Source organism: Neobacillus drentensis (assembly GCF_036965645.1).
GTDB classification, from domain to species: domain Bacteria; phylum Bacillota; class Bacilli; order Bacillales; family Cytobacillaceae; genus Neobacillus; species Neobacillus drentensis_D.
In genome coordinates this window covers 14,662-40,038 of record NZ_JBALPZ010000022.1, presented here as the reverse complement: position 1 = coordinate 40,038, position 25,377 = coordinate 14,662, and the positions used below count along the sequence as shown (strand labels likewise).

Below are 25,377 nucleotides of genomic sequence, written 5' to 3'. Positions count from 1 at the left end.
GCCGATAGGCGGGCGCCTTACGCTTTTCTTAAATACTTTCTACCTTATCACGCTCAGACTCATAAGAACCAACGGTGGTTAACTCAAGGACCTGTGCTTCCTGCAAGCCATCAATTAATTTTAAGACTTTGATAACATGTGCACTTAATGTTCGATCTAAGGTTAATACCATGATCGCTTCCCCGCCAACCTCCGTACGGCCAACCTGCATGGTACCAATATTGATTTCATGATCGCCCAGTAAAGATCCGACCTTGCCAATCATGCCTGGTACGTCGCGGTGTTTAATGTACAAGAGATATTTTTCCGGCTTCACATCAATCCGGTATTGATTAATTTTTAATATTCTTGCCCCATATCCATTTAGAACCGTAGCACCAATCTTGGCTGTTTCTTGGTTATTAGACACACTTAACTCCATATAATTGGCAAAGCCTTTATTTGTCGCATGCTTGACAACATTGTAGGAAACCCCTTGTTCTTTTAGCAAATGGAGGGCGTTAATTAGATTGACAGAATCACTTAAATGATAGGATAAAATTCCTTTTAATAGAGTACGCGTTAGTAACTCTGTATCTTCATCAATTAGATTCCCATAATAATTGATTTCAATCTTGGAGGGTGCCTGCTTATTTAATAATTGAATCACTAGCTGCCCCATTTGATCACCTAACAATAGATAAGGCTGAAGCTTTGCTTGTGTTTCACCTGACATTTGCGGCATATTAACCGCATTCTGAATGGATTGCTTTTCAAAAATCTCAATGATTTCTGCACTCACCTCTTGCGCTACCTTTTCCTGTGCTTCTACCGTAGATGCTCCAAGATGGGGTGTGACAATAATATTTGGATTTTGCAGCAATTCATTATTGGCAACCGGTTCTTGTTCAAATACATCCAGCGCAGCGCCTGCTACATGTCCGGACTGTATAGCTCTCACTAAAGCCTTCTCATCAATAATTCCGCCGCGGGCGCAATTGACGAAACGGACCCCTTTTTTCGTTTTGCTTAAGTAATCATCATTAATAAGCCCCCTTGTATCATTTGTTAATGGGGTGTGAACCGTAATGAAATCCGAATCCTGGGCAATTAAATCCAGGCTTGCCTTTATTATACCCAGTTTCTTAGCGCGGTCCTCTGTTAGATAAGGGTCAAACGCTAAAATATTCATGCCAAAGCTTTTGGATCGTTTAGCTACTTCTGTCCCAATTTTACCCATCCCGATGATGCCAAGGGTCTTTTTATACAATTCAACTCCTTTAAAGGAGTTGCGGTCCCATTCGCCGCCAGCTGTTTTTTGATGAGCTTGAGGAATCTTTCTTGCTAATGCTAACATCATTGCTAAAGTATGCTCTGTTGCAGCCATTGTGTTTGCACCAGGGGCATTGATGACAATAATTCCTTTGCGTGTGGCTGCATTTACATCAATGTTATCTACTCCAACTCCTGCTCTGGCAATTACTTGTAGTTTTTCAGCGGATAAAAGCAAGTCTTCTGTAACCTTTGTTTGGCTTCTCACAATCAATGCATCGTAATGTCCGATGATCTTTTTTAATTCCTCTGTTGGCAGGGTGGGCTGCCTTTCTACTTCAAAATTTGGATGATCAAGTAAGCTTTTTAATCCGGTATTGCTAATCCCATCTGTTACCAATACTTTATACATGATCGATTCCTCCAATGTTTTGTTTTATTAAACAAAAACGTCCCTCATTTTAGACAAAGCTGCCTTATTATGAGGGACGTATATGATTGTGGGCCGTCTTCATCAGTTGTTTTTCATTTATAAGATAACACAAATAGATTGAAATTTCAAAAAAATATATAAAATATAGGGATTATTCTACAGCCCCTCTTTCATTTTTGTAAAGGGGGAATTGATAAAAAACTTATTTAATTCAGAAAAATTTTACAAGTTAGTAGTAACCCATTTACACCAAGGCTTTAAGCGGTTAGAGTTAAATACATAGAAAATAAATCTATTGTAAAAAAGTAAATAGAGTCATATAATGTCTACTATATAAAAACAATTGTACGCTTCGGATAGACAGTGTAGGAGGAGAAAACATGGAAGCAATCTCGATTGGTCTCTTAGGATTAGGTACCGTTGGTTCAGGTGTGGTACAAATCATTAAAAATCACCAAGATAAATTAATCCACCAAGTGGGGTGTCCGGTTGTCATAAAAAAAATACTTGTACAAGACGTACATAAGAGCAGACCGGTTTATGTGGATCCAACTATTTTAACCTCCAATCCTGATGAGATTATTTTGGATCAGGAAATTGATGTAGTTATTGAAGTAATGGGTGGAGTCCAAGAAACAAAAGATTATCTCCTAACGGCCCTCAGGCAAGGTAAGCATGTTGTCACGGCAAATAAAGATTTAATGGCTTTACATGGTTCAGAATTGTTAACTGTTGCTTCAGAATATGGCTGCGATTTATATTATGAAGCAAGTGTAGCTGGCGGTATTCCGATTTTACGCGGTTTAGTCGATGGTCTTGCTTCCGACCGAATTACGCAAATGATGGGGATCGTTAATGGGACAACCAATTATATTTTAACCAAAATGAGCAATGAAGGCCGCTCCTATGAAGAGGTTTTAAAAGAGGCCCAAGAACTTGGCTTTGCTGAAGCAGATCCCACTTCTGATGTGGAAGGGCTAGATGCTGCCAGAAAAATGACGATTCTTGCGACTCTTGGCTTTTCCATGCATATTGATTTAGATGACGTGAAGGTCAGTGGTATATCTAACGTGACTGAAGAAGACTTAAGTTACGGGAAACAACTAGGCTATACTATGAAATTAATCGGATTTGCCCACAGGGAAGGGGAAAAGGTAGAAGTGAGTGTTGCCCCTACCTTCTTATCGAATAATCATCCACTTGCCTCTGTACAAAATGAATACAATGCTGTTTATGTGTACGGGGAAGCAGTAGGTGAAACCATGTTCTACGGTCCTGGGGCGGGCAGTTTGCCGACAGCCACTTCGATTGTTTCAGATTTAGTAGGTGTCATTAAGAATTTAAGGCTTGGTGTAAATGGCAGAAGTGCTGTAACTCCACAATATCCGAAAATGCTAAAGGAAAACGAAGAGAAGTTTTCGAAATACTTTTTACGGATTCATGTGCAGGATGAGGTCGGAGTATTCGCGGATATTACCTCTATTTTTGCCAAATACGGTGTAAGCTTTGAAAAAATTCTCCAGCTTCCTATTAAAAAACATGAAACATCTGAAATCGTACTAGTGACACACAAGGCTTCGTTAACAAATTATGATAAAATCCTGCTAGAGTTATATGATCTACATGCAGTTAAAGAAATTAAAAGTGCCTACAGAGTGGTAAGAAAATCATTATGATTGGGCAAGGATTACTTGATGCATTTCAAGTAAATCCTATCCAACTCCCTAATGCTAAAAGGGGAGTTACAGAACACTTTCAAGGAGTTGTAAACGCATGACGCTTCGTGACCGTATGATGATAAAGGTCCCGGCAAGTACAGCAAATCTTGGCCCAGGCTTTGATTCAATGGGTCTCGCGCTTGATTTGTATTTGACCTTAGAAATAGAGAAAAGTAAAGAATGGGAATGCTATTCCTTTTGTGAAGAGTTAAAGGACTTCCCAACCGATGAAGACAACTTTATCGTTAAAGTTGCCCTTCAAACTGCAGCTCACTATGGTGTGGAGCTGTCTCCTTGTAAAATCAAGGTTGAGAGTGATATTCCATTAGCAAGAGGTCTGGGTTCTAGTGCATCGGCTATTGTAGCAGGGATTGAGCTGGCTGACGCAGTGGGGGGCTTACACTTAACGAAACAGGATAAGCTCCTTCACGCGACAGAATGGGAAGGACACCCGGATAATGTGGGAGCCTCCATTTATGGTGGGCTGGTAATTGGCTGCTATAAGCAAGATGAGGTAGATATGCTCTCATTTACAGACCTTCCAATTGAGGTGGTTGTCCTGATTCCGCAGGAAATCCTGCTAACAAAGGCATCTCGTAATGTCTTGCCGGAATCCTATACCCGTCAAGAGGCGATTGAAGCCTCTTCAACAGCTAATCTTTTAGTTGGTGCCCTATTAACTCAAAACTGGGATCTTGCTGGAAAAATGATGGAGAGTGATCGTTTTCATCAGCCTTATCGAAAATCGCTTATACATGGCTATGATGAAATTGAACAAACGGCTAAAGCCAATGGTGCATTCGGGACGGCATTAAGCGGGGCTGGACCAACAATGATTTGTTTTACTGAAAAAGGCAAGGCGGCTGGCCTGGTGAAGGCTTTGGAGGCTGGATTTCCTGCCATGACTGCCAAGAAACTATTAATCGATTATACCGGCAGCAGTGCGATAGAATTAGTAAAATAAAAATGAAAGGGCAGCTTAGCTGCCCTTTTCATTTTGGGTGAATAAGGTTTCCTTTATCTGTTTTCAAAATCAATAAGAAACTGCTCAAAGTCAGCACTGCTAAGAGGCTTGCTAAACAAATACCCCTGCATGTGGACGCAGTTTTTTGAAAGCAAAAATTCTTTTTGATACTCTTTTTCAACTCCCTCGGCAATCACATCTAGATGAAGGCCTCTGGCCAGGTTAATAATTGCTTCAGGTATTTCAGTATTTTCTAGCTTCTCATTAATGTTTTGAATAAAGGATTTGTCAATTTTTAAAGTGTTAATCGGAAGGTCCTTTAAATAACTTAGTGAAGAATAGCCTGTTCCAAAATCATCAATAGAGATAGAAATTCCTTGATTTTGCAATTTTTCTAGTGATTGGACCACTTCATTCGAATTATTTAACAGGATACTTTCCGTTATTTCTATTTCAAAATTTTTCGGAGGAAGTTTTTTTTGACTAAGAATGTCTTTAATAGTTTGAACCATTAGATTTGGTTCCTGGAATTGCTGGGCTGAAAAATTGACTGAGACCGATAAAGGATGTGGACGGGATTGATTCCAATTACTAACTTGTTCACAGGCTTTTTCCATTACAAGTTCCCACAAAGGCTGGATAAAGCCTGTTTCCTCTGCAATGGGGATAAAAATTTCCGGTGAGACTATTCCATATTCCTCATCGGTCCATCTCACCAGTGCTTCTGCACCAAAGATAATCCCAGCATCCACCTTAATCTTCGGCTGATAAAACACATCAATCTGCTTAAGTTCAATCGCCCTTCTCAAATGCGCTTCAAGCCGAGGCCTGTCAATGTCTGAATGCATCGATTTTTCCGAATAGAAGATGGCTTTATTACCGCCATTCTTCTTGGCATTGTACATGGCCATATCCGCATAGCTAATTAGTGTGTCCATGTTATTTGTATGCTCAGGATAGAGGCTAATCCCTATACTGGCACCGAGGTAAAATTCATTCCCTTCTATTATGAAAGGTCTTTTTAGGGTATCAATTAATGCTTCGGCAACCTCTTTTGTTTCTTTTTTACTATACTGTAGAAGCAAGATAATAAATTCGTCTCCACCTTGCCTTATTAAGCAGCTCTTTTCCTCATCAAGACAATTTTTAATCCGGGCTGCGATCGTTTTTAAGAGTTCATCACCCTTGTTATGTCCATAGGAGTCATTTACATGCTTAAAACGATCCATGTCAATAAACAAAACGGAGACCGTTTCCTTATTATTCCCAGCTTGATACACAATGCTGCTCAATTTTTCTTGTAGAAACCTTCTGTTCAACAACCCGGTCAGTGGGTCATGGTTTGCTTGAAATTCTATTAATGCTTTACTTTGATGTAAGTCTTCTACATACTGGTGCAGGTCAGTTGACATCGCATTTATATTTTCAGTAAGGAGACCTAACTCATCCTTCCGATTTAAGTGTAAGTGCTTCCCAAAGTTTCCTTGAGCAATCTCATTGACTTGTTCAACAATATAGCCGATTGGCCGAGTAATCGAACGTGAAAAGATCAAGCTTACGATAAAAACAATTAGCATGATGGCAAGTGATAGGAGAATATGCATAAATAGTTCATGGCTTAGTTCATTTTGAATAAGGCCATAATTATAGGCAAGTCCAATAACAAAGGGCTGTCCTGATTTCGGAAAGACGGGAACAAATGTTTTTAAAATACTTTTTTTGTTTAGGACATCATTGTATGATTGTACTTTTTTTGTATTGACAGCCTTCTTTATGTAGGAGGCATCTGTTTCGATATTGCGATATTTATAGGAACCATACCAAATCGGTCTTGCTGAAATCCGTATATAACTATTTCCGTTTAGGTGAACCACTTCACTCTTTTTTCCAAAGTTTTTGGGATTAAATACGGATATTTCTAAAATGCCTCGTTCTTTTGTGTAACCTTCGATGATTTTCCCTGGTCCAAATCGCTGCTCAAACTCCAAAACTTCATTATCCCGAAAATAGGGATTGATGATGTAGTTCGTTGTCCCATCATAATAATAACCCCATTTATCAATATGGTCAGGATCGGAAGAGGCAATTTCAATTGGGCCAGACCAATAGTTTGGTAATGTTAACCCTTTACCTACATTGACAGGTTTCAGCGCAAACAATTGTTGGTAAGCGTCATACCAATAGCCCCAGCCCTTTGTTGACATGTTGATTTCTTCAGGGTCAGATGAACGGACACCAATAATATCGTTGGCTGTTTTGGCTAATAAGGTAATGTGAGATACCCGTACTTCTTTCGCTAGTTTTTTTAATTGATCATTGTTAATCTCCTGATAGGTTGGAGGAAGAGATTGTTTGATTGCAAGGGATGCAATTCTCAAATCTCTCCCCAGAATATTTTCTACATATAATGAACCCTCTCTTGTTTTTTCCACCTGGAACGAAACTTCATTTGTGATGACAGAGATTTCTCGTTCGTTATATTCGAGCAGCTGGTTTTTCGACCAAAAATAATGAAAGACATTATTCGCAAGTAAAATAAACAAAACTAGCAGGAAAAAGATCAAGGGTATTTTTTTCTTAATTGACAATGATACAACACTCCAGAAACTGACTTAAGAGGTGATTATAACTACCTTGAGTTAAATAATTACCCTTTTATCCCATGAAGCCATTCCTTGTAGCATTCATCGCATAGCGCTTCATCTCTTTCCTGATTCATGGACACAAATGAGACATAATGCAATTGTCTTTCCTCAATATCGTCTGTACAATAAAAACATTTTTCTGCCATAAACAGTCTCCTTTCTCATCATTCCTTTTTTTGTAGTTTTTTCCGGTTGGAAGGTTTTATTACTTGGAAAAGACATCCATTTAATCCAAAAACTTTGAATCGATAATTCTGTCTATGCTATAAAGAAAAGGTAAGAGCTTTAAAAAAAGGAGGTAACAAAAGTGGATTTTCTTAATAAAGTTGTCGTAGTAACAGGTGGAGCGAAAGGAATTGGCAGGGGAGTAACTGCTGCCTTTTCGATAAAAGGTGCAAAAGTCATTTTGGCAGACTTAGAATCTGAAGACGGAGAAAGAATGGAGACTGAAATTAAAAAACAGGGTGGGGAGGCCCTTTTTGTAAAAACAGATGTCCGAAACGAAAAGGACATTATTCAACTGTTTGAAGTGGCAAACCAGACATTTGGAAAAATCGATATCCTTATTAATAATGCCGGAAAAGGTGTATTTAAATCTCCTTATGATTTAACAATTGAGGAGTGGGATGATGTCCTTAACACCAATTTACGCAGTGTTTTCCTTTGCTCACGGGAAGCAGCCCGATATATGAGAGAAAATCCAACTGGCGGTGCGATTGTAAACATTGCCTCAACGCGTGCCTTAATGTCAGAGCCTAACTCTGAAGCGTATGGAGCCTCAAAAGGGGGAATTGTCGCAATTACGCATGCGCTCGCTGCTTCATTTAGTCAAGATCGGATAACTGTTAACGCCATCTCTCCGGGCTGGATTCACAATGGTGATGAGGCTGAACTATCACATGCTGACCATGAACAGCATTTATCAAGACGTGTCGGCAAACCCAGTGATATTGCCCGTGCCTGTCTGTATCTAACGAATCCTGATAATGATTTTGTGACCGGTGTTAATTTAGTGGTCGACGGAGGAATGACCAGAAAAATGATTTATGTAGAGGAATCTTAAATAAGACTCGTGAAAGATTACTACATAAAAGAAGGTTACCTTGCTTGTTCTAAATATGGTAAAATAGTGTAAATATTAAGAAAAAGGGAAGGGGGTTGAAGATGAAGCTTCCAATTATTCAATCAAAGCTGAGAATCCCTGTTGTAAAGGATGATTTTATTAGGAGGGCACAGCTTACTCGAAAATTGAAAACGATTCTTGAGTTTCCCTTGACTCTTCTTCATTCCGGAGCTGGTTTTGGAAAGAGTACGGCACTTGCTTTATTTTTGCGGGATGAAAAACATCAGGGATGCTGGTACTCTATTTCATCCATGGATGACGACATCCTGACCTTCCTATCCTATCTGATTCAAACGATTCAACAAGCAGTTCCAACTTTTGGAACAACTTTATCGTCTTATATTGACCAAACCGAACGTTATATCCCTGAAGAGGAATTAAATATTTTATGTTCTCTATTTATTAACGAAATTCTCGAGTGTAATGCCGAGATTACGCTTATCTTGGATGATTTCCACCAAATTGAACATTCTTATACGATTAATAGTTGGATGGAAAAACTGATAGAGCATATCCCAGCTAATTTACATATGGTTATTTCGAGCCGCAGCCGTCCTAACTGGAGGCATTTAACCAAAATGAAGGTGTGCGGCCAATTATTAGAAATAACAAGGGAAGATTTAGTTTTAACCATGGAAGAAATGGAATTATTGTTAACTGATCTTTATGGATTAGAGGTGGAGGCAGAGTATCTGCATTCCATTTATGAAATAACAGAGGGCTGGATCATTGCCCTTTGCATGATTGCCACGCAAATACCATTACAAAAGGACAAACCCAAGATTTTCAAACATTCCTCTCAATCTCTCCAAGATTTTTTTCAGTATTTAGTCATGGAGGTCTTTTCAAAACAGCCGCCAATGATTCAGCAATTTCTCGAGCAAACTTCCATTTTTGAGGAGATTGAGGAAGAAATTTGTGATAAAGTGATGGGTCTAAACGGAGCCTCAAGTATACTTGAGCAGCTGAAAGACCGTAATTTATTTATTCAAAAGGTCGGGCAAACCCACTATCGTTATCATTCCTTATTTAAAGAATTCCTAGAAGATATTTTTCAAAAAAATAATCTAACTGCTTATATGGATCTCCACGAACGCTGCGCCCGTTATTATGAGCAAAAACAGCAATGGGAGAAAGCGCTTTATCATTATAAAAAAACTAATCACCACAAGGCAATCTGTTCTATTTTACAAGAAAATGGTCTGCGGATGCTCGAAAATGGAAAATTGGAAAGCTTGTACGATCAATTAATCCTCCTATCAGAAACAGACATGGAGCCTTATTATCTTCTCTGGTATTTAAAAGCGGAAATTCATCGCTATCGATCACACTATCAGGAGGCACAGGAATGTTACGATAAGGCCTTTGCTGGTGCGGAAAAAACACAAGATCATCTTGGAATGAGCTTAGCATTAGAAGGAAAAGCAAAGATATTCCTCGATACCATACAGCCTCATCATGCGGAAAAACTTTTATATGAGGCGATTTTTCAGCGGGAAAAACGGTCGGGAGCAGATCATGATAAAGGAAAATTATATCAATTGTTATCTGAGAATCTCCTAAACTCTGGTAAAGCATCAGAGGCGGAAAAATGGATACAAAAAGCTAAGGAAGAAAAGGTATCTCATTCTGATGGGAATTTAGAAGCCAGATTATACTTAAGAACGGGACGTTTTGAGGCTGCAAAAAAAGTTCTTCTCCTAAAAAAAGAAGAATTAAAGGATTCAACTGTCAATACACTGCCTCAATCCCATCGCGAAACTGATTTATTACTGGCTTTAATCGAGGCCTTTATGGGAGAAGGCTTAAAAGCTAAGGACCTTGCCCAATCAGGGATTCAGCAGGGAATCAGCTATAAAGCCCCATATGTGGAGGCATGCGGTTGGATTCGCATGGGGCATGCGGTACAAATATTGAATAAGTATAATCTGAGTTTAGCAGAGAGCTGCTATCAAACTGCCTTAGAGATCATGGAACAAATCCATGTTGATCGGGCAAAAGCAGAGCCCTTGATGGGCTTGTGTATTTTGTACGGGACTAGGGGGGAATTGGAGCGGGCGTTAGAGGCTGGCAAGAAAGCACTAGAGGAGACTGAAAAGGTACATGACGTGTGGCTTTCATCACTTATAACCCTTTGTATGGGAATTGCCTGTATATATAATGAGCGGGTTCCTAAGGCACTAGATTTTTTAGGGAAAGCAGAGGTGCTTTTTGAGCAATGTGAGGATTGCTATGGACAAATGTTAGGTAAGTTTTGGCTTGCCTACGCCTTTTACCTTGATAAACAGCCAGGTTTGTTTACAGAAGCAATAAATGTCTTTTTAAACTTGGTGCAGATTTACGAATATGAATTCTTTTTTCACAAGCGGAGTATATTTAGCCCGAGAGATTTACAAATCTCTGTGCCATTGCTAATTGAATGTTTGAAAGCGGATATTCAATCATCTTATGTTAAGAAAATCCTTCAGGACATGGGAATAACTGCATTGGATGCTCATCCGGGCTATTCCATCCGAGTTCAAACATTGGGGCATTTCAAATTATGGCTTGGTGAAAAAGAATTGGGTGATAAAGAGTGGCAAAGAGAAAAGGCGAAGGAACTTTTTCAACTATTGATTACGCTGAACGAATTAATGGCCAAGGATGAAATTATTGGGCTACTCTGGCCTGATCAGGAGAAAAAAAGCGCTGACCGTGATTTTAAAGTGGCTCTTAATTGCCTCCTTAATGTGCTTGAACCGCACCGTAAGGCACGAGCCGCACCCTTTTTCGTCATTCGAGTAGGGATGTTTTATGGATTAAACCCCGATGCAGTCATTGAAATGGATACGACTCAATTTAAAGAATTAATTGAAGCTGGACTCGAAGAAAATAAACCGGAGAAGGTTATTCCATTCCTAGAGAGAGGATTATCGTTCTATCATGGTGATTATCTTCCAGACCGTCGTTATGATGATTGGTGTATTAGTAAAAGAGAGAGCATGGCCGTCTATTTTTTACGGGGTTCGGAGAAAATGGCGCAGTTTATGGTAAGATCTGAAAAATATGACGCTGCAATCAATTGGTGTGAAAGAATTCTGGAACGGGATCGAACTTGGGAAGAGGCTTACCGCTTATTAATGTACTGTTATTATCGAAAAAATAATCGCCCGCAAGCGATGAAGTGGTATCAAAGATGTAAAGAAGTGCTCGAGGAAGAACTTGGTGTCACTCCATTAGAACCGACCAAGCATATGTATCAAATGATCATTGAATCCGAAAGTATCTCGAAATCGATTGAACAGCCCTAAGATAGGGCTGTTTTTTGCGTCCAACACCAACATCAGCCCCTAGGAAAAAATGAACTACTTTTTTCCCTGGTCAAGGCGCTTCCGCTTTTCTATTTGTAACTCTTCTGTAACTACTATCTTCTATCATAAATTTAAAGCTTTACAAGTGTTGAAAACATATTAAGGGGGAAAAAGAGTGAAGGGGTATCAAGGGAAATGGGCATTATTAGGCTTACTTATTTTTATGATGGTCTTTGCGAGCGCTTGCAGTTCGGACAAATCATCATCAGAATCAAAGGGAGGCAACAACACAGATAAAAAAGACCCAATTAAAATTGGTGTCCTTGCCTCAAAGACAGGCGCTCTAGAGGCTTATGGCAAACAAACATTAAGAGGCTTTGAGCTCGGACTTGATTATGCAACAGACGGTAAACGTGAAGTGGCTGGCCGAAAGATTGAATTTATAGTGGAGGATACAGAAACAAAGCCGGAGGTCGCTGTTCAAAAGGCTACCAAGCTATTAGAGGAAGATAATGTCGACTTTTTAGTCGGATCATCCAGCTCGGCCGATACATTAGCTGTTTTACCATTAGCAGAAGAGTATCAAAAAGTAATGGTCGTTGAACCAGCTGCTGCTGATAGTATTACCGGTTCTGAATTTAATAAATATATTTTTCATTCCGCTCGTAACTCCTCACAAGACGCGGTTGCTGGTGCAGCGGCAATTGCAAAAAAGGGAGTAAAGATTGCTACACTTGCACCTGATTATTCTTTTGGCCGTGATGGAGTGGCAGCCTTTAAGGAAGCGGCGAAAAAGCTCGGAGCTGAAATTGTAAAAGAAGAATATGCAGATCCAGCCGCTACAGATTTCACTTCGAATATTCAAAAAATAATTGATGCAAAGCCTGATTATTTATTTGTCGTCTGGGCCGGAGCAAACTCTCCATGGAAGCAGCTTTCAGACATGAAGGTCCAAGAAAAGGGCATTAAGATCTCAACTGGAGCACCTGATATTGCTGCTCTCTCCACAATGGAGCCGCTGATAGGGATGGAGGGCTTTACCGTTTACTACCATGACCTGCCAAAAAACAAAATTAATGATTGGCTTGTAGCTGAACATAAAAAGCGGTTTGACGGAGACGTACCAGATTTATTTACGCCTGGAGGCATGAGTGCGGCGATCTCCATTGTGGAGGCATTGAAAAAGACCAATGGGAACGCCGATGCTGACAAATTAATCACTACCATGGAAGGAATGAGCTTTGAGACACCAAAAGGGAAAATGACCTACCGGAAAGAAGACCACCAAGCCCTGCAATCGTTGTATGCCATTAAACTGGAAAAGAAGGATGGAGTTCCATACCCTGTTCCAGTCCTGATTCGAGAACTATCTCCTGAGGAAACAGCTCCACCAATCCGGAACAAGTAGAATTTAAAAAACAGGAGGGTTCGACCAAGATAATCAAGGTCGCCCTCTTACCTTTTTCTAACGCCAAAAATCAGGTGGTGAAAGTATGTCAACTCTTATTGAAACGAGAGATTTATCAATCAGCTTCGGTGGTCATACAGCAGTAGATTCTGTCAGCATTGCTGTCCCCGAAAAACATTTTAAGTCGATCATTGGGCCAAACGGGGCCGGAAAAACGACCTTTTTTAATCTTCTCAGCGGCCAATTAACTCCAACAAACGGAAAAATCTATTATCGAGGAAAAGATATTACCAAATTCTCCCCGACACTCCGGACGAGGACAGGGATTGGCCGCTCCTTTCAAATTACCAATGTCTTTCCGAATCTAACCGTACTAGAAAATGTAAGATTGGCCGTTCAATCACACGCTGGAGTTCGTTACCAGATGCTGTTTCATCATAAAAAATACCGGGTGTTTGAAGAGAAAGCGTTGGAATGGCTAAAGCTGGTCCTCTTAGATGATAAAAAGAATTCGCTTGCCATCAACCTGGCACATGGAGAGAAACGGAAGCTTGAAATTGCCATGCTGCTGGCACTTGAAACAGAGGTCCTTTTACTCGATGAGCCCACAGCAGGTATGTCGTTAGAGGAAGTGCCTGCTATTTTAGAAGTAATCAAAAGAATAAAAAATGAAGGCAGCCGGACCATACTCCTCATCGAACACAAAATGGATATGATCTTAGATTTATCGGATTCCGTAATGGTTTTATTTAACGGAGGTCTGCTTGCTGACGGCACCCCTGAAGAAATCATGAAAAATGAAACGGTTCAGTCTGCTTATTTAGGAGGTCATTTGGATGAACGACCTGTTGAAGCTTGATCAAGTTGAGACACATATTGGTCAGTACCATATTCTTCAAGGAATATCCTTCGAGGTAAAGAAAGGCGAAGTAACCGTCCTGCTTGGAAGAAATGGAGCGGGAAAGACAACCACTTTACGTACTATTATGGGGTTAAATCCAGCATCAAAAGGCAGCGTTGCCTATAAGGGGGAACAAATTCAAGCCTTGCCAACCTATACAATTGCTAAAAAGGGGATCGGCTATGTACCGGAAGATCAGGGAATCTTTGCGGGTCTAACAGTAGAAGAAAATATGAAAGTGGCGATTCAAAAAGAAAATGAACAAACAGTGAAACGAATGGATTGGATTCTAGAATTGTTCCCGGACCTAAAGAAGTTTTGGAAAAAACCAGGCGGCTATTTAAGCGGCGGGCAAAAACAAATGTTATCGATTGCTAGAGCCTATGTAAATGAGAATGAATTATTGTTAATTGATGAGCCAAGCAAGGGATTGGCCCCCATTGTCGTTGAGAAAGTAATGGAGTCGATTTTACAAATGAAGAATCAAACTACCATCGTCTTAGTGGAGCAGAATTTTATGATGGCGAGTACAATTGGTGACCGTTTTTACATTATTGATGATGGGAGGACGGTTAAGTCTGGCACGATGAAGCAATTAAAAGAAGATGAAGAAATGAAACGTAAATATTTAGGGATTGCTTAGAAAGGAGGAACGTCAGATGGACTTAATCATCAATTTAACCTTAAATGGCCTAGCGACGGGGATGCTGATTTTTTTACTAGCAGCAGGGCTTACGCTGATTTTCGGTTTGATGGATGTGCTGAATTTTGCCCATGGCGGGCTGTTTGCCTGGGGGGCTTACAGCGGACTTTGGGTTTATCAGCAGACAGGCAGTTTTATTTTTGGCATTGCCGGGGCCATCATTACGGGCTGTTTACTTGGCATCATTACCGAAAAATGGATCATTAAACCCGTTTACGGAAACCATGTGCAGCAAATTTTAATTACACTTGGCCTTATGCTTGTTTTATCAGAAATGTTAAAGGTTATTTGGGGACCCAATCAATTAATGGCTTCACCTCCTGATTATTTAAAGGGCAGCTGGGAACTGGGCGGGGTCATTGTTATTAAATATAGGTTCTTTATTATTTTAGTCGGCTTGTTTATTTTTGCCGCTGTTCAATATATCCTTAAAAACACAAAGATCGGCCTTGTTGTTCGTGCCGGTGTGATGAATAAAGAAATGGTTCAAGCACTCGGGATAAATATTCAAAAGGTCTTTATGTTTGTATTTATGATTGGTTCAGGTATGGCGGCACTTGGCGGTGTACTGCTCGGCCCCTATTCGGGTGTGATCCATGCCGGAATGGGAATGGAATTTGCCATTTTAGCGTTTATTGTCGTTGTGATTGGGGGCATGGGCAATTTTAAGGGCTCCGTTTTAGCCGCTATTTTAGTAGGATTATCTGGTTCATTCATGGCGTACTATGTCCCGGATTTATCACTGGCAGTTAATATGCTTCTAATGGCAGTTGTATTAATTATTCGGCCCCAGGGCTTATTTGGTGCGGGAGGGGTGAGAAGATGAGATTCATCCAAGGAAATAAAATGACCGCTTTTATTTTAGTCATCGCAGCCTTTCTTATCCTTCTGCCATTTGTTTATGAGTCGAGAAATCTATTCATCTTATTAACCCAAATATTTGTCTTTGCTATTTTTGCGATGAGTTATGATTTGCTAATCGGTTTTACTGGGATTGTTTCGTTTGGTCATGCGATGTTTTTTGGGATTGGCGCCTATTCAATGGGGATTTTTATGAAAAAATTTGAACCGACGATGACTTACTTTTTCCTAGCGGTTTTCTCGACGATTGTTCTTACCGGATTGGTAAGCTTTATTGTCGGTCTGTTGACTCTCCGTCTAAAAAGTCATTTCTACGCCATGTTAACCTTATCGCTTTCGGGGCTCTTTTTAGTACTGGCAGAAAAATGGCGGTCCATGACATTTGGAAACGATGGATTTACCTTCCGCGTTCCTGAATTGTTTATCGACCGGACTCATTTTTATTGGCTCAGCCTTTGCCTGATGGTGGCAATATTTTTATTCTTAAAACGGTTTACCAATTCTCCGCTTGGCCGGGTGCTCCAAGCCATCAGGGAAAACGAACAACGAACTGAATCACTCGGGTTTCAAGTTTTGCATTATAAGATTGCAGCGAGTGTCGTTTCCGGGGTGATCGCTGGGATAGCGGGGATTTTATATGCCATTTCGCTAAGATTTGTGAATACCAGTGTGTTTTCTATGGATATTACGTTAGACGCATTGTTAATGACGATTATTGGCGGGGTTGGAACATTAGTCGGGGCCATCATTGGGGCAGGGTTAATTGAATTTGCCCATGACTGGCTGACGGAACTTGCCAAGGAGCATGTGATCTTTGAACGCTGGATTATATTCTTCGGCATTATTTATATTTTAGTTGTGATGTTCTTCCCAAAAGGTATTGTGGGGACGTTAAGCACCTATCCGTGGAAACGAAAAAAACAGACTGCTGTAAAAAGTAATGAAAAAGTGGCAGGATAGAGGGAGGAACTAATGGAGAGTAATCAGATTGCTTCCTTCGTCGTCCGGTTTCAATTAGCCGCGGTTGAAAAAGACACCGCAAAAAAACATTGGAGAATCAAAGTGACACATGTCCAACTGGAACGAGAGACGTTATTTGAAAGTATGGAGGAAGCGATGGAATATATGAGGGAAATGGCGGAACAAGCGTAAGCTTAGGAGGTGCAACATTGAATATTGGGATTCTTAGTACAGGAATCTATCTGCCAGAGGATTATGTGACGGGTAAACAGATTGCCCAAATGGCAGGTATCCCTCTGCATGTTGTGGAAGAAAAAATGGGTATAAAGAAAAAGTATGTTCCAGGTGCACATGATCATACCTGTGAAATGGGGATTATCGCGGCCAAACGGGCGATAGCAAAAGCCGGGATTAATCCCATGGATATTGACCTTGTCATTTATATTGGTGAGGAGCATAAGGAATATCCGCTTTGGACAGCGGGAATCAAGCTTCAGCAAGAAGTTGGGGCACTAAATGCCTGGGCATTTGATGCTGCATTAAGATGCGGCACGACCGTTATGGCCTTAAAATTGGCCAAGAGTCTGATGATTGCCGACTCTGGAATTCAGACTGTCTTGCTTGCAGGAGGTTATCGTAACGTCGATTTTATCGATTATCAGAATCCTAGGACCCGTTTTATGTATAATCTAAGTGCTGGTGGTGGAGCCATTCTTTTGAAAAAGAATCATAGTGAAAATGTTTTGTTAGAAACAGAGCTGATGACAGATGGTTCTTTTTCAGAGGATGTGGTGGTTGTAGCAGGAGGAACAAAGAATCCGCTAACGAAGGAAGCCCTTGAACAGCGGCTTAATAGGCTCGATGTTCTCGATCCAGAGGGAATGAAGTCTCGTCTCGAACAAAAGTCAATGGCTAACTTTTTGAAGGTGATTAGGGAATCTGTACGGAAAAGCGGTTATCTTGTGAGTGATATCTCTTATTTAGCGATACTTCACATGAAAAGATCAGCCCATGAATATGTTTTAAAAGAACTGGGGTTGTCCTCTGAACAATCTATTTATCTCGAAGATTATGGGCATATCGGTCAAATCGATCAAATTTTGTCATTGGAGCTAGCCTTGAAGAATGGGAAGGTAAAGGATGGAGATCTTGTTGTGCTGGTCAGTGCCGGCATCGGTTATGCCTGGGGAGCGACGACCATTAAATGGGGAAAAGGGTGATGGAAGTGGTAAACGTAACGATGAAGGAAGTTCATTTGCCAAACGGCGAGACACTTGCCTATAGAGAAAGAGCGGGCGGAGAACAAAAGGTATTGTTGATACACGGAAATATGACATCTTCGAAGCACTGGGATTTAGTTTATGAAAATATCGATGCCAAATATAAGCTGTATGCCGTTGATTTACGAGGCTTTGGCCAATCAACCTACAACAATCTAATCATGTCCATTAAGGATTTTTCCGATGATGTGAAGCTATTCGTTGATGCGATTGGATTAAAGGACTTTGCTATTGTAGGCTGGTCAACGGGTGGTGCGGTGGCCATGCAATTTGCCGCTGATTATCCTGGCTGCTGTAACAAGCTGATTTTATTAGCGTCCGAATCAACGAGAGGGTATCCTTTTGACGGTAAACTACATGAAAATGATGAACCACGTCGTTTTGCTTTACATGAAGAGATTAAAAAAGATGTAACTAAAACGATTCCAGTTCAGACGGCTTATGATACGAATAATACGGAATTATTGAAGTTAATTTGGAATGCGGTGATTTATACCCATAATCAACCGGCACCAGAACTTTATGAGGAGTATCTGCAGGATATGAGAACGCAGCGGAATTTAGCGGAGGTCCATCATTCCAATAATACCTTTAATATCAGCCATCATCATAACGGGCAGGTCAAAGGCAATGGAAAAGTAGATGACATAAATGTTCCTGTCCTTGTATTGCGGGGAGAACGGGATTATGTGGTAACAGCGGAAATGACCAATGAAATTCTAGAGGATTTAGGCAGTAAAGCGAGGTTTATCGAATTAAAGAATTGCGGGCATTCTCCGCTGGTAGATGATTTGCCGCAGTTATTATCAGCCATAACGCAATTTTTGGATGAATAGTTAGGAAGATGTTAGATCAAGTTACGGCCCTATTTGGGTCGTTTTTTTGTGCCTTGTATGGTTACAGGATTATCATTAAATTGAAAAAAGGCTTTCATTCTAGGATAGAAACTTAGAATTTCGACACAATTCACCAAAATTCTTTTTTTATTCAATTACATTATTCTAAAATGTCGGAATATTTTTGGAAATGTATATTGACTACTATAATGTAACACTATATTATTGCAAATAGGAATACTAATTCCGTTTTAGAATATAAACTAGCTTCTTAAAAAGTTTGAATCCAAAGAGAACCACATAATGTATACGCTTTCTATTGGATGAAGGGGGAGTTTTCACAACATTAGAATTTAGAATAGGTGTTGAAGACTTTTTGCTAGTTTCATAGGTCATCAATCGAATTGCAAATATAAAATTTTCAATATTAAAAACATTGAAAAATATTATGTTTATTCGAGAGGGGTATAGCTGCTTTAAGGGGATATAAGGCTACATAAAAAATGTAAGCGTTTAATAACGAGAAGATGGGAGAGGAAACAATGACAAATAAAATACAATACGTAGATACAACCTTACGTGATGGAACCCAAAGTCTATGGGCAGCCGAATCCCGTACGGGAATGGTAGAGGCAGTAGCAGAGGATCTGGATCAAGCGGGGTTTGAAGTAGTAGAAGTTCCATTAATGCCATACAATTTTAAAAAAATTGTCCGTGATTTAAAAGAAGATCCTTGGAAGTTAACAGAAATAGTTGGGAAGAAAATGCCGAATGCGAAAAAGGCACTTATGGGCGAACCGGGCCTTGTTCTTTTTGAACTATTAGAAACTCCTCCATCTGTTGCTAAGCTGTTCTATGATTTATTGATTGAGCGGGGTGCCCTTAATCGTGTCCAGACAATGGCCAATATTTTTGGGAATTTAAAAACAGATTTCCCATGGTTCATACCTTATTTACGCAGTAAGGGAATGGAAATTGCCCATGCCGTTGCTTACAGCATTTCTCCAAGACATACAGATGAATACTTTGCGAACAAAACGAAAGAAGTGGCGGCAAATAAGCCGGATGTCATTTATTTTAAAGACGCAGCTGGTTTATTAACGGTTGAAAGTTTAAGAAGACTATTACCTATTATTATCGAAAATTCAAATGGAATCCCTGTTGAATTCCACACTCATGGTACAACAGGACTTGCGGATGAACTCTATGTTGAAGCGATGAAAATGGGTGTTCGGACTCTTCATACTGCTATACCGCCTTTGGCAGGTGGTTCGGGACAACCATCTGTATTTACAACAGTCACGAATGCAAAATACTTAGATTTAAGTCATAACTTAGATCTTGAACGGATTCAAAGAATTTCAGATCGGCTTATGGTGGTTGCGAAGGCAGATAACTTACCAATCGGTGCGCCGCTTGAATACGATTACTCACAATATATTCATCAAGTACCTGGCGGTGTTATTTCTAATTTACGCTTCCAATTACAATCTATGAATCTTCAAAATAGAGTAGATGAAGTAGTCGAAGAATCAATTCGGATTCGTGCAGAACTAGGTTATCCGGTGATGATTACACCATATTCGCAATTCATGGTAACACAAGCAGCCATCAATGTTGCTACTGGAGAACGTTATAAAGTGGTGATTGATGAATTGATTCAATTTGCAGCAGGTATATATAGCGAAGATTCAGGTTATTTAATGATGGATCAAAATTTAAAAGATAAATTCTTAAGTTTGCCGCGTGCAAAAGAATTACATTATGAGCCAGTTGAAGATATGCCGATTAAAAAATTGAAAGAGCAATTCGGTGGTCCGACACTTTCAGATGAAGAGTTCATGTTGCGTTATATCATGAAAGGTACCAAAGATATTGAGGAAATGCGGAAAGCAGGTCCGTATCGTAAATATTTTTCCGCTTCAACACCTTTAGCACAGCTGTTAGTGAAGTTAAGTAAACAAACTAGTATTTCACATGTTGAAATACAAAGTCATCAAGGTTCACTAATCTTAACCAATAACTAAAATTTGAAAATAATTGAACTTTAGGAGGAAAAAAAGATGAGCAAAAATATGTTGAGTGTACTTAATGAAAACGATGTGGAAACAATCACTACTTTGATAGATAAATTAGAGGCTTCACCTTTTAACTACTTAAAGTTAGAAAATCAAGATCTGAAAATTGTGATCGGTAAAAATGGAGTAACAGAAACGGTTCAAACTAGTGGTCAGCCAAACGTTCAAGCTAGTGTTCAAACTCCAGCTGCAATCGAACAGGTTGTATCAGAAGCGAGGCTTGAAGCAGCGCCGGCACTAGAAGTACCTGAACAAGAAACTGAGGATGCAGAAGCGAAGCAAGCAGCAAACACAGAAGAAAATATTGTGACAATCAATGCAGCAACTACAGGCATATTCTATGCACAACCTGAGCCAGGTGCTGATCCATATGTAAAAGTCGGAGACACTGTACAAGAAGATTCTACAGTTGGATTAATTGAAATTATGAAAGTATATAGTGCCATTTCTGCGGGAGTAGCAGGCGTTATTACTGAAATTCATGTGGAAAGTGACGATTTAGTAGAAGTAGGACAACCATTGATCTCAGTAAAAGTAAACTAAATCTATAAAAGATGAGGAGGCAGTTGAATGGCGATTTCACGTATTTTTATTATTAATCGAGGCGAAATAGCACTTCGTATTATTAGAACATGTAAGGTTTTAGGGATTGAAACGATATTAGCTGTTTCTGAAGCGGATCAAGACAGCCTGCCCGCAAGATTAGCAGATAGAGCTGTTGTTATTGGTAAAGCACCTGCAACGAAAAGTTATCTTAATATCCCAACCATTATTTCGACAGCGGTTTCAGTTGGGGCTGATGCAGTACACCCTGGTTACGGATTTTTAGCAGAAGTTCCAGAATTGGCTGAAGCTTGTGCCGAAAAGGGGATTGTTTATGTAGGTCCACAGCCGGATCATATTATGAAGATGGGGAATAAGCTTGTTGCACGTGCCATTGCACAAGAATGTGATGTTCCTGTTCTTCCCGGTTCAGAAAAAGTAGCTTCATATGAAGAAGTGCTTCAAACGATTGACAAAATTGGGTTGCCTGTCATGTTAAAGGCAGCAGCAGGCGGCGGCGGCCGCGGTATGAAGATTGTTACAAATAGAGAGCAAGTGAAAACGGTTTTTGAATCAGCATCAGCAGAAGCAAAAGCTGCTTTTGGAGACGGAACGATGTATGTGGAAAAATACATTGCCAATGCCCGCCATATCGAAGTTCAGGTGCTTGGTGATAAATATGGTAACGTCGTTCATCTCGGTGAACGGGATTGTTCAACACAACGTCGTCATCAAAAACTAGTGGAAGAGGCGATGGCACCGATTATTTCAGAAGAGCTGCGTCAAGATATTCGCAATGCGGCTGTTAAATTGGCTGAAAATATTTCTTATGAAAATGCTGGCACGGTTGAATTTATCGTCGACCAAGATGAAGAAACCTTCTATTTCCTTGAAATGAACACACGAATTCAAGTCGAACATCCAGTTACCGAAGCGATTACAGGAGTGGATTTAATTCAAGAACAAATTAACGTGGCAAACGGTGAAAGACTTCGTTTTGCACAATCAGAAATTCCATTTAATGGACATGCAATCGAGTGCCGAATTAATGCTGAAGAACCTGCGGACGGATTTCGCCCAACGCCAGGATTAATTACAAAATGGGAAATGCCTCAAGGTCCAGGCGTACGAGTAGATACGCATTGTTACCAAGGGTATAAAGTACCGGTATATTATGATTCGATGATTGCAAAAGTTATTGTTCATGGAGAGACTCGCGAACATGCTATTCAAAGAATGCTAGTTGCTTTAGATGAATTTACCGTAGAAGGAATCAGTACGACCATTCCATTTTTAAAACAAGTTTTGCAGGATGAAGATTTTGCAAGCGGTCGTGTGCATACACGTCTCTTGGAGAAAATCATGGCTTAAGTAACATTTAGAAATAGCATGGAGAGTAAGCCATTTTAATAGACATCTATTAAAATGGCTGATCTTAATGGCTGATAGATTTAGATGCAACTTTCATTGCTTCTAGGTTGAGAGATTAAATAAACTTAAGGGGGATTTTATTATGGAAAAATTGATTATCACGGTAGCTACAACAGGGGATTTTGCAACGAAAGAACATACTCCATACTTACCAACTACTCCACAGGAAATTGCTGATTCTATTTATGAATCATGGCAAGCCGGTGCAGCCATTGCGCATATCCATGTACGGGATGATAATGAAATTCCAACTTTAGATTTAAATAAGTATCGTGAAGTAAGAAGACTGCTTGAAGAAAAAAATTGTGACATTATCATTAACTTCACTACTGCTGGAGGAGAACTGAGAGATGTAACCAAACGATTCCCTGTCGTTGAATTACAACCCGAACTTGCTTCTTATGACGCTGGTTCTTTTAATATAGGACCAAATGTATTTATTCATACCCATGAAATGCTGGAACAATTGGCAAGTAAAATGCTGGAAAATGATGTGAAACCTGAACTTGAAGTGTTTGATGTTGGAATGATTCATAATGCATTACGAGTTGCCAAAACAGGATTAATCAAGCCACCTTTCTTTTTCCAATTTGTATTAGGGGCACAAGGCGGTATACCTGCTACACCTGAAAATCTTATGTTTATGAAAAATAGTATTCCAGAGGGTGCTCTTTGGTCAGCGATTGGAGCGAGTAAGGATCAATTAATGATTAACACATTGACTATTTTACTTGGCGGACATGTCCGTGTCGGTATGGAAGATGCTGTTTATTTCCGTAAAGGGGAACTGGCAACCAGCAATGCTCAATTTGTAGAGAGAATCGTAGAATTGGCCAAAACACTAGGCCGGGAAGTAGCAACACCAGACGAAGCAAGAAAGATTTTAGGCCTTAAGGTTAAAAGTTCTGCCCACGCTTAATAAATGATATTTGTTTCTTTCATATTTCCATTTCGTAATCGTTAGAGGATAAACCAGTAGTAAAATATGTATTTTAACAAGGGGTTAAGTTGTATTTAAATAAGGGGGAAGAGAACATGGGTAAAGCAGATAAAGAAATGCTTGTCATTGGTGGAGGCATTGGTGGAATAGCAGCAGCTCTGGCAGCAGCTGAAGCTGGCCATAAAACCAAAGTGTTCGAGCAGGCACCTCAATTTGGTGAAATTGGGGCAGGTATTCAAATGGGACCAAATGCGATGGCCGTTCTGGATCGTTTTGGCGTTGCGGATGAAATCTCAAAATATGCTGTATTCCCACAAAGATTGGTATTAAAAGATGTTTATATAGGGAAGGAATTAGCTGCCTTAGATTTAGGTGATGAATTTAAGGAAAAATACGGTTTCCCATATATTGTATTACACCGATCAGATTTACATCGTGTCTTGTTGGAAGCAGCTGAGAAGAACCCGCTTATTAGTCTTGTGAATGGTCAAATTATTGAAACGGTAGAAGAAGATGAAACAGGCATTACCCTTACGAATCAAGAAGGCGAACAATTTACTGGAAAAGCCGTAATTGGTGCAGACGGTCTTTGGTCAAAAACTCGTAAGTATTTTGCTGATGATGAAGCCATTTGCTCTCATTATGTAGCCTATCGTGGAACAGTACCAATCGAAGAAATTAGCAATAACGCCAATATGGATGACGTCATTATGTGGATTGGTCCTCATTTGCATGTTGTGCAATACCCTGTTCGTAAAGGCGAGTTATATAATCAAGTGGTTGTTTTTAAAAGTCAAAATTACAAGCCTCATTCAGATGACTGGGGAACACCAGAAGAAATGGATCAGGTATTTAAAGGATGTCATCCACTTGTTGAGAATGCTCTTTCCTTCATTCAACGGCAAATTCGCTGGCCAATGTATGACAGACTGCCAATTGATAACTGGACGAAAGGAAACTTCACCCTTCTGGGGGATGCTGCTCATCCAATGCTTCAATACTTGGCGCAAGGCGGTTGTCAAGCCTTAGAAGATGCTTCTTATTTAGCTGATATGCTTGAGTTGTACGGCGAAAACACTGAACAAGCTTTTCTAGCGTATCAAGAAGAACGCCTTCCGCGTACAGCTAAGGTGCAAACAAGTGCTCGTACTTGGGGGGGGATTATTCACGCAGTAAATCCAGTCTCTATTTTGCTGCGCAATACTCTTCTGGAAAATATTGAGGCGAAAGAATTTGAAATGATCGATTGGTTATACGGATATAGAAAACTGCCTGCTAAAAAACTTAGCACAAAGTAATGAAGCCGAAATGACTTAGGAGCAGTTTGGAAGTTGTTCTGCTTCCAACTGCCCCTTAACTGTTTTTCTAAATCTTTTCAGCATGAAGTTATTTTTTTAGCACTCCATGTAGAGCTAAATCGGCTAAGAATTGAGGAACTTTTTCCAATGGCATGATTTCAGCCACTTGATTGACGATTTGTGGGTTAATCATATTATGGAAAAATATTTCATATAACCTTGGATCACCATCTCGAAAAACACCTTCCTTTTGACCATGTTCGATGACCTCAGCATAGAGTTGTTTTAAATGAGATAAAAAGGTTTCTTTGAATTCTTTGTCACCTTTATCTGTAACCAACAGTTCAACAATCATCGGGTGGATTTCTCCGTATTTTTGCGTGATTTTTCCATAGCAATCAAAAATTTGATAAACCTTATCAACTGTAGACTGATTAGATTTTAGTATTCCTACTTGTTCATTATAAATGTCAGAAATAACTTCATTTGCGACAGCATTAGCTAATTGAGTTTTATTGTTGAACCTTCTGTATAGAGTTCCGACTCCAACATTCGCTTCTAATGCAACCTCTTCCATGGTTGCATCTAGACCTTTTTGAGAAAATATCTTTTTAGCTGCTTCAAGAATTTTTACGGCGTTTTTATTAGCATCTTTTCTATTAGAAGAAATAACAAATTCGCTATTCATAATCTAGTAAAATCACTCCAATTTAA

General features: G+C 39.8%; 21 protein-coding genes. 17 read left to right on the top strand and 4 right to left on the bottom strand.

The annotated features are described in order from the left end of the window. Positions 1 to 28 precede the first annotated feature (28 nt). The gene (serA, locus tag V7266_RS03915) at positions 29 to 1,663 is read right to left on the bottom strand and encodes a phosphoglycerate dehydrogenase (RefSeq protein WP_335465967.1); all 1,635 of its coding nucleotides are present in this window, start codon (positions 1,661 to 1,663) and stop codon (positions 29 to 31) included. A gap of 401 nt (positions 1,664 to 2,064) precedes the next feature. Here serA and V7266_RS03910 point away from each other — a divergent pair, with 401 nt between their 5' ends. Together V7266_RS03910 and thrB are read left to right on the top strand one after the other, a co-directional pair. Further along, the gene (locus V7266_RS03910; RefSeq protein WP_335465965.1) at positions 2,065 to 3,360 is read left to right on the top strand and encodes a homoserine dehydrogenase; all 1,296 of its coding nucleotides are present in this window, start codon (positions 2,065 to 2,067) and stop codon (positions 3,358 to 3,360) included. Between the two features lie 97 nt (positions 3,361 to 3,457). Continuing rightward, complete coding sequence (gene thrB, locus V7266_RS03905; RefSeq protein WP_335465964.1) at positions 3,458 to 4,366, top strand: homoserine kinase; 909 nt, start codon at positions 3,458 to 3,460, stop codon at positions 4,364 to 4,366. Between the two features lie 53 nt (positions 4,367 to 4,419). On the opposite strand, the gene V7266_RS03900 is transcribed toward thrB, so the two are convergent. Both V7266_RS03900 and V7266_RS03895 read right to left on the bottom strand, forming a co-directional pair. After that, positions 4,420 to 6,954 carry a putative bifunctional diguanylate cyclase/phosphodiesterase gene (locus V7266_RS03900; RefSeq protein ID WP_335465962.1) on the bottom strand — a complete coding sequence of 845 codons (2,535 nt, stop codon included), beginning with the start codon at positions 6,952 to 6,954 and terminating at the stop codon, positions 4,420 to 4,422. Between the two features lie 59 nt (positions 6,955 to 7,013). Further along, positions 7,014 to 7,157: a hypothetical protein gene (locus V7266_RS03895; protein ID WP_335465960.1), complete on the bottom strand. Its 144-nt coding sequence runs from the start codon at positions 7,155 to 7,157 to the stop codon at positions 7,014 to 7,016. Between the two features lie 161 nt (positions 7,158 to 7,318). Between V7266_RS03895 and V7266_RS03890 the strand changes: the two genes are divergently transcribed. The 15 genes from V7266_RS03890 (at position 7,319) to V7266_RS03820 (ending at position 24,663) form a co-directional block, all read left to right on the top strand. After that, positions 7,319 to 8,074, top strand: coding sequence for a glucose 1-dehydrogenase (locus V7266_RS03890; RefSeq protein ID WP_335465958.1), 756 nt, complete (start codon positions 7,319 to 7,321; stop codon positions 8,072 to 8,074). A 101-nt stretch (positions 8,075 to 8,175) separates the two neighbouring features. Next, complete coding sequence (locus V7266_RS03885; protein ID WP_335465956.1) at positions 8,176 to 11,424, top strand: BTAD domain-containing putative transcriptional regulator; 3,249 nt, start codon at positions 8,176 to 8,178, stop codon at positions 11,422 to 11,424. A 223-nt stretch (positions 11,425 to 11,647) separates the two neighbouring features. Next, positions 11,648 to 12,832: a substrate-binding domain-containing protein gene (locus V7266_RS03880; RefSeq protein WP_335466099.1), complete on the top strand. Its 1,185-nt coding sequence runs from the start codon at positions 11,648 to 11,650 to the stop codon at positions 12,830 to 12,832. Positions 12,833 to 12,917: 85 nt separating this feature from the next. Continuing rightward, the gene (locus V7266_RS03875; RefSeq protein WP_335465955.1) at positions 12,918 to 13,691 is read left to right on the top strand and encodes an ABC transporter ATP-binding protein; all 774 of its coding nucleotides are present in this window, start codon (positions 12,918 to 12,920) and stop codon (positions 13,689 to 13,691) included. Beyond that, on the top strand, positions 13,669 to 14,376 hold the full coding sequence (locus V7266_RS03870; RefSeq protein WP_335465953.1) for an ABC transporter ATP-binding protein: 708 nt from the start codon (positions 13,669 to 13,671) through the stop codon (positions 14,374 to 14,376). The genes V7266_RS03875 and V7266_RS03870 overlap by 23 nt, the downstream gene beginning before the upstream one ends. Positions 14,377 to 14,392: 16 nt before the next feature. After that, complete coding sequence (locus tag V7266_RS03865; protein ID WP_335465952.1) at positions 14,393 to 15,262, top strand: branched-chain amino acid ABC transporter permease; 870 nt, start codon at positions 14,393 to 14,395, stop codon at positions 15,260 to 15,262. Further along, on the top strand, positions 15,259 to 16,257 hold the full coding sequence (locus tag V7266_RS03860) for a branched-chain amino acid ABC transporter permease (RefSeq protein WP_335465951.1): 999 nt from the start codon (positions 15,259 to 15,261) through the stop codon (positions 16,255 to 16,257). The genes V7266_RS03865 and V7266_RS03860 overlap by 4 nt, the downstream gene beginning before the upstream one ends. A gap of 12 nt (positions 16,258 to 16,269) precedes the next feature. After that, complete coding sequence (locus V7266_RS03855; protein WP_335465949.1) at positions 16,270 to 16,449, top strand: hypothetical protein; 180 nt, start codon at positions 16,270 to 16,272, stop codon at positions 16,447 to 16,449. Positions 16,450 to 16,466: 17 nt separating this feature from the next. After that, entirely contained in the window at positions 16,467 to 17,477 is a 1,011-nt protein-coding gene (locus tag V7266_RS03850; protein ID WP_335465947.1) for a 3-oxoacyl-ACP synthase, read from the top strand. Beyond that, entirely contained in the window at positions 17,477 to 18,373 is an 897-nt protein-coding gene (gene phaZ, locus V7266_RS03845) for an intracellular short-chain-length polyhydroxyalkanoate depolymerase (RefSeq protein ID WP_335465945.1), read from the top strand. Before V7266_RS03850 ends, phaZ begins: the two co-directional genes overlap by 1 nt. Before the next feature lie 542 nt (positions 18,374 to 18,915). After that, positions 18,916 to 20,400, top strand: coding sequence for a hypothetical protein (locus V7266_RS03840; RefSeq protein WP_335465944.1), 1,485 nt, complete (start codon positions 18,916 to 18,918; stop codon positions 20,398 to 20,400). Positions 20,401 to 20,436: 36 nt separating this feature from the next. Continuing rightward, complete coding sequence (locus V7266_RS03835) at positions 20,437 to 20,994, top strand: acetyl-CoA carboxylase biotin carboxyl carrier protein (RefSeq protein WP_335465942.1); 558 nt, start codon at positions 20,437 to 20,439, stop codon at positions 20,992 to 20,994. Between the two features lie 27 nt (positions 20,995 to 21,021). Continuing rightward, positions 21,022 to 22,365 carry an acetyl-CoA carboxylase biotin carboxylase subunit gene (locus V7266_RS03830; protein WP_335465940.1) on the top strand — a complete coding sequence of 448 codons (1,344 nt, stop codon included), beginning with the start codon at positions 21,022 to 21,024 and terminating at the stop codon, positions 22,363 to 22,365. Positions 22,366 to 22,507: 142 nt separating this feature from the next. Beyond that, positions 22,508 to 23,344 carry a 3-keto-5-aminohexanoate cleavage protein gene (locus V7266_RS03825; protein ID WP_335465938.1) on the top strand — a complete coding sequence of 279 codons (837 nt, stop codon included), beginning with the start codon at positions 22,508 to 22,510 and terminating at the stop codon, positions 23,342 to 23,344. A 116-nt stretch (positions 23,345 to 23,460) separates the two neighbouring features. Beyond that, complete coding sequence (locus tag V7266_RS03820) at positions 23,461 to 24,663, top strand: FAD-dependent monooxygenase (RefSeq protein ID WP_335465936.1); 1,203 nt, start codon at positions 23,461 to 23,463, stop codon at positions 24,661 to 24,663. A gap of 88 nt (positions 24,664 to 24,751) precedes the next feature. On the opposite strand, the gene V7266_RS03815 is transcribed toward V7266_RS03820, so the two are convergent. Beyond that, positions 24,752 to 25,351, bottom strand: coding sequence for a TetR/AcrR family transcriptional regulator (locus V7266_RS03815; RefSeq protein WP_335465934.1), 600 nt, complete (start codon positions 25,349 to 25,351; stop codon positions 24,752 to 24,754). Positions 25,352 to 25,377: the final 26 nt, after the last annotated feature.

Coding starts and splice junctions, on each gene's coding strand:
- V7266_RS03860 (WP_335465951.1), top strand. CDS start 15,259: ATGAGATTCATCCAAGGAAATAAAATGACCGCTTTTATTTTAGTCATC.
- V7266_RS03910 (WP_335465965.1), top strand. CDS start 2,065: ATGGAAGCAATCTCGATTGGTCTCTTAGGATTAGGTACCGTTGGTTCA.
- V7266_RS03825 (WP_335465938.1), top strand. CDS start 22,508: ATGGAAAAATTGATTATCACGGTAGCTACAACAGGGGATTTTGCAACG.
- V7266_RS03840 (WP_335465944.1), top strand. CDS start 18,916: ATGACAAATAAAATACAATACGTAGATACAACCTTACGTGATGGAACC.
- phaZ (WP_335465945.1), top strand. CDS start 17,477: ATGGAAGTGGTAAACGTAACGATGAAGGAAGTTCATTTGCCAAACGGC.
- V7266_RS03895 (WP_335465960.1), bottom strand. CDS start 7,157: ATGGCAGAAAAATGTTTTTATTGTACAGACGATATTGAGGAAAGACAA.
- V7266_RS03815 (WP_335465934.1), bottom strand. CDS start 25,351: ATGAATAGCGAATTTGTTATTTCTTCTAATAGAAAAGATGCTAATAAA.
- V7266_RS03865 (WP_335465952.1), top strand. CDS start 14,393: ATGGACTTAATCATCAATTTAACCTTAAATGGCCTAGCGACGGGGATG.
- V7266_RS03885 (WP_335465956.1), top strand. CDS start 8,176: ATGAAGCTTCCAATTATTCAATCAAAGCTGAGAATCCCTGTTGTAAAG.
- V7266_RS03835 (WP_335465942.1), top strand. CDS start 20,437: ATGAGCAAAAATATGTTGAGTGTACTTAATGAAAACGATGTGGAAACA.
- V7266_RS03855 (WP_335465949.1), top strand. CDS start 16,270: ATGGAGAGTAATCAGATTGCTTCCTTCGTCGTCCGGTTTCAATTAGCC.
- V7266_RS03870 (WP_335465953.1), top strand. CDS start 13,669: ATGAACGACCTGTTGAAGCTTGATCAAGTTGAGACACATATTGGTCAG.
- V7266_RS03820 (WP_335465936.1), top strand. CDS start 23,461: ATGGGTAAAGCAGATAAAGAAATGCTTGTCATTGGTGGAGGCATTGGT.
- serA (WP_335465967.1), bottom strand. CDS start 1,663: ATGTATAAAGTATTGGTAACAGATGGGATTAGCAATACCGGATTAAAA.
- V7266_RS03875 (WP_335465955.1), top strand. CDS start 12,918: ATGTCAACTCTTATTGAAACGAGAGATTTATCAATCAGCTTCGGTGGT.
- thrB (WP_335465964.1), top strand. CDS start 3,458: ATGACGCTTCGTGACCGTATGATGATAAAGGTCCCGGCAAGTACAGCA.
- V7266_RS03830 (WP_335465940.1), top strand. CDS start 21,022: ATGGCGATTTCACGTATTTTTATTATTAATCGAGGCGAAATAGCACTT.
- V7266_RS03880 (WP_335466099.1), top strand. CDS start 11,648: ATGATGGTCTTTGCGAGCGCTTGCAGTTCGGACAAATCATCATCAGAA.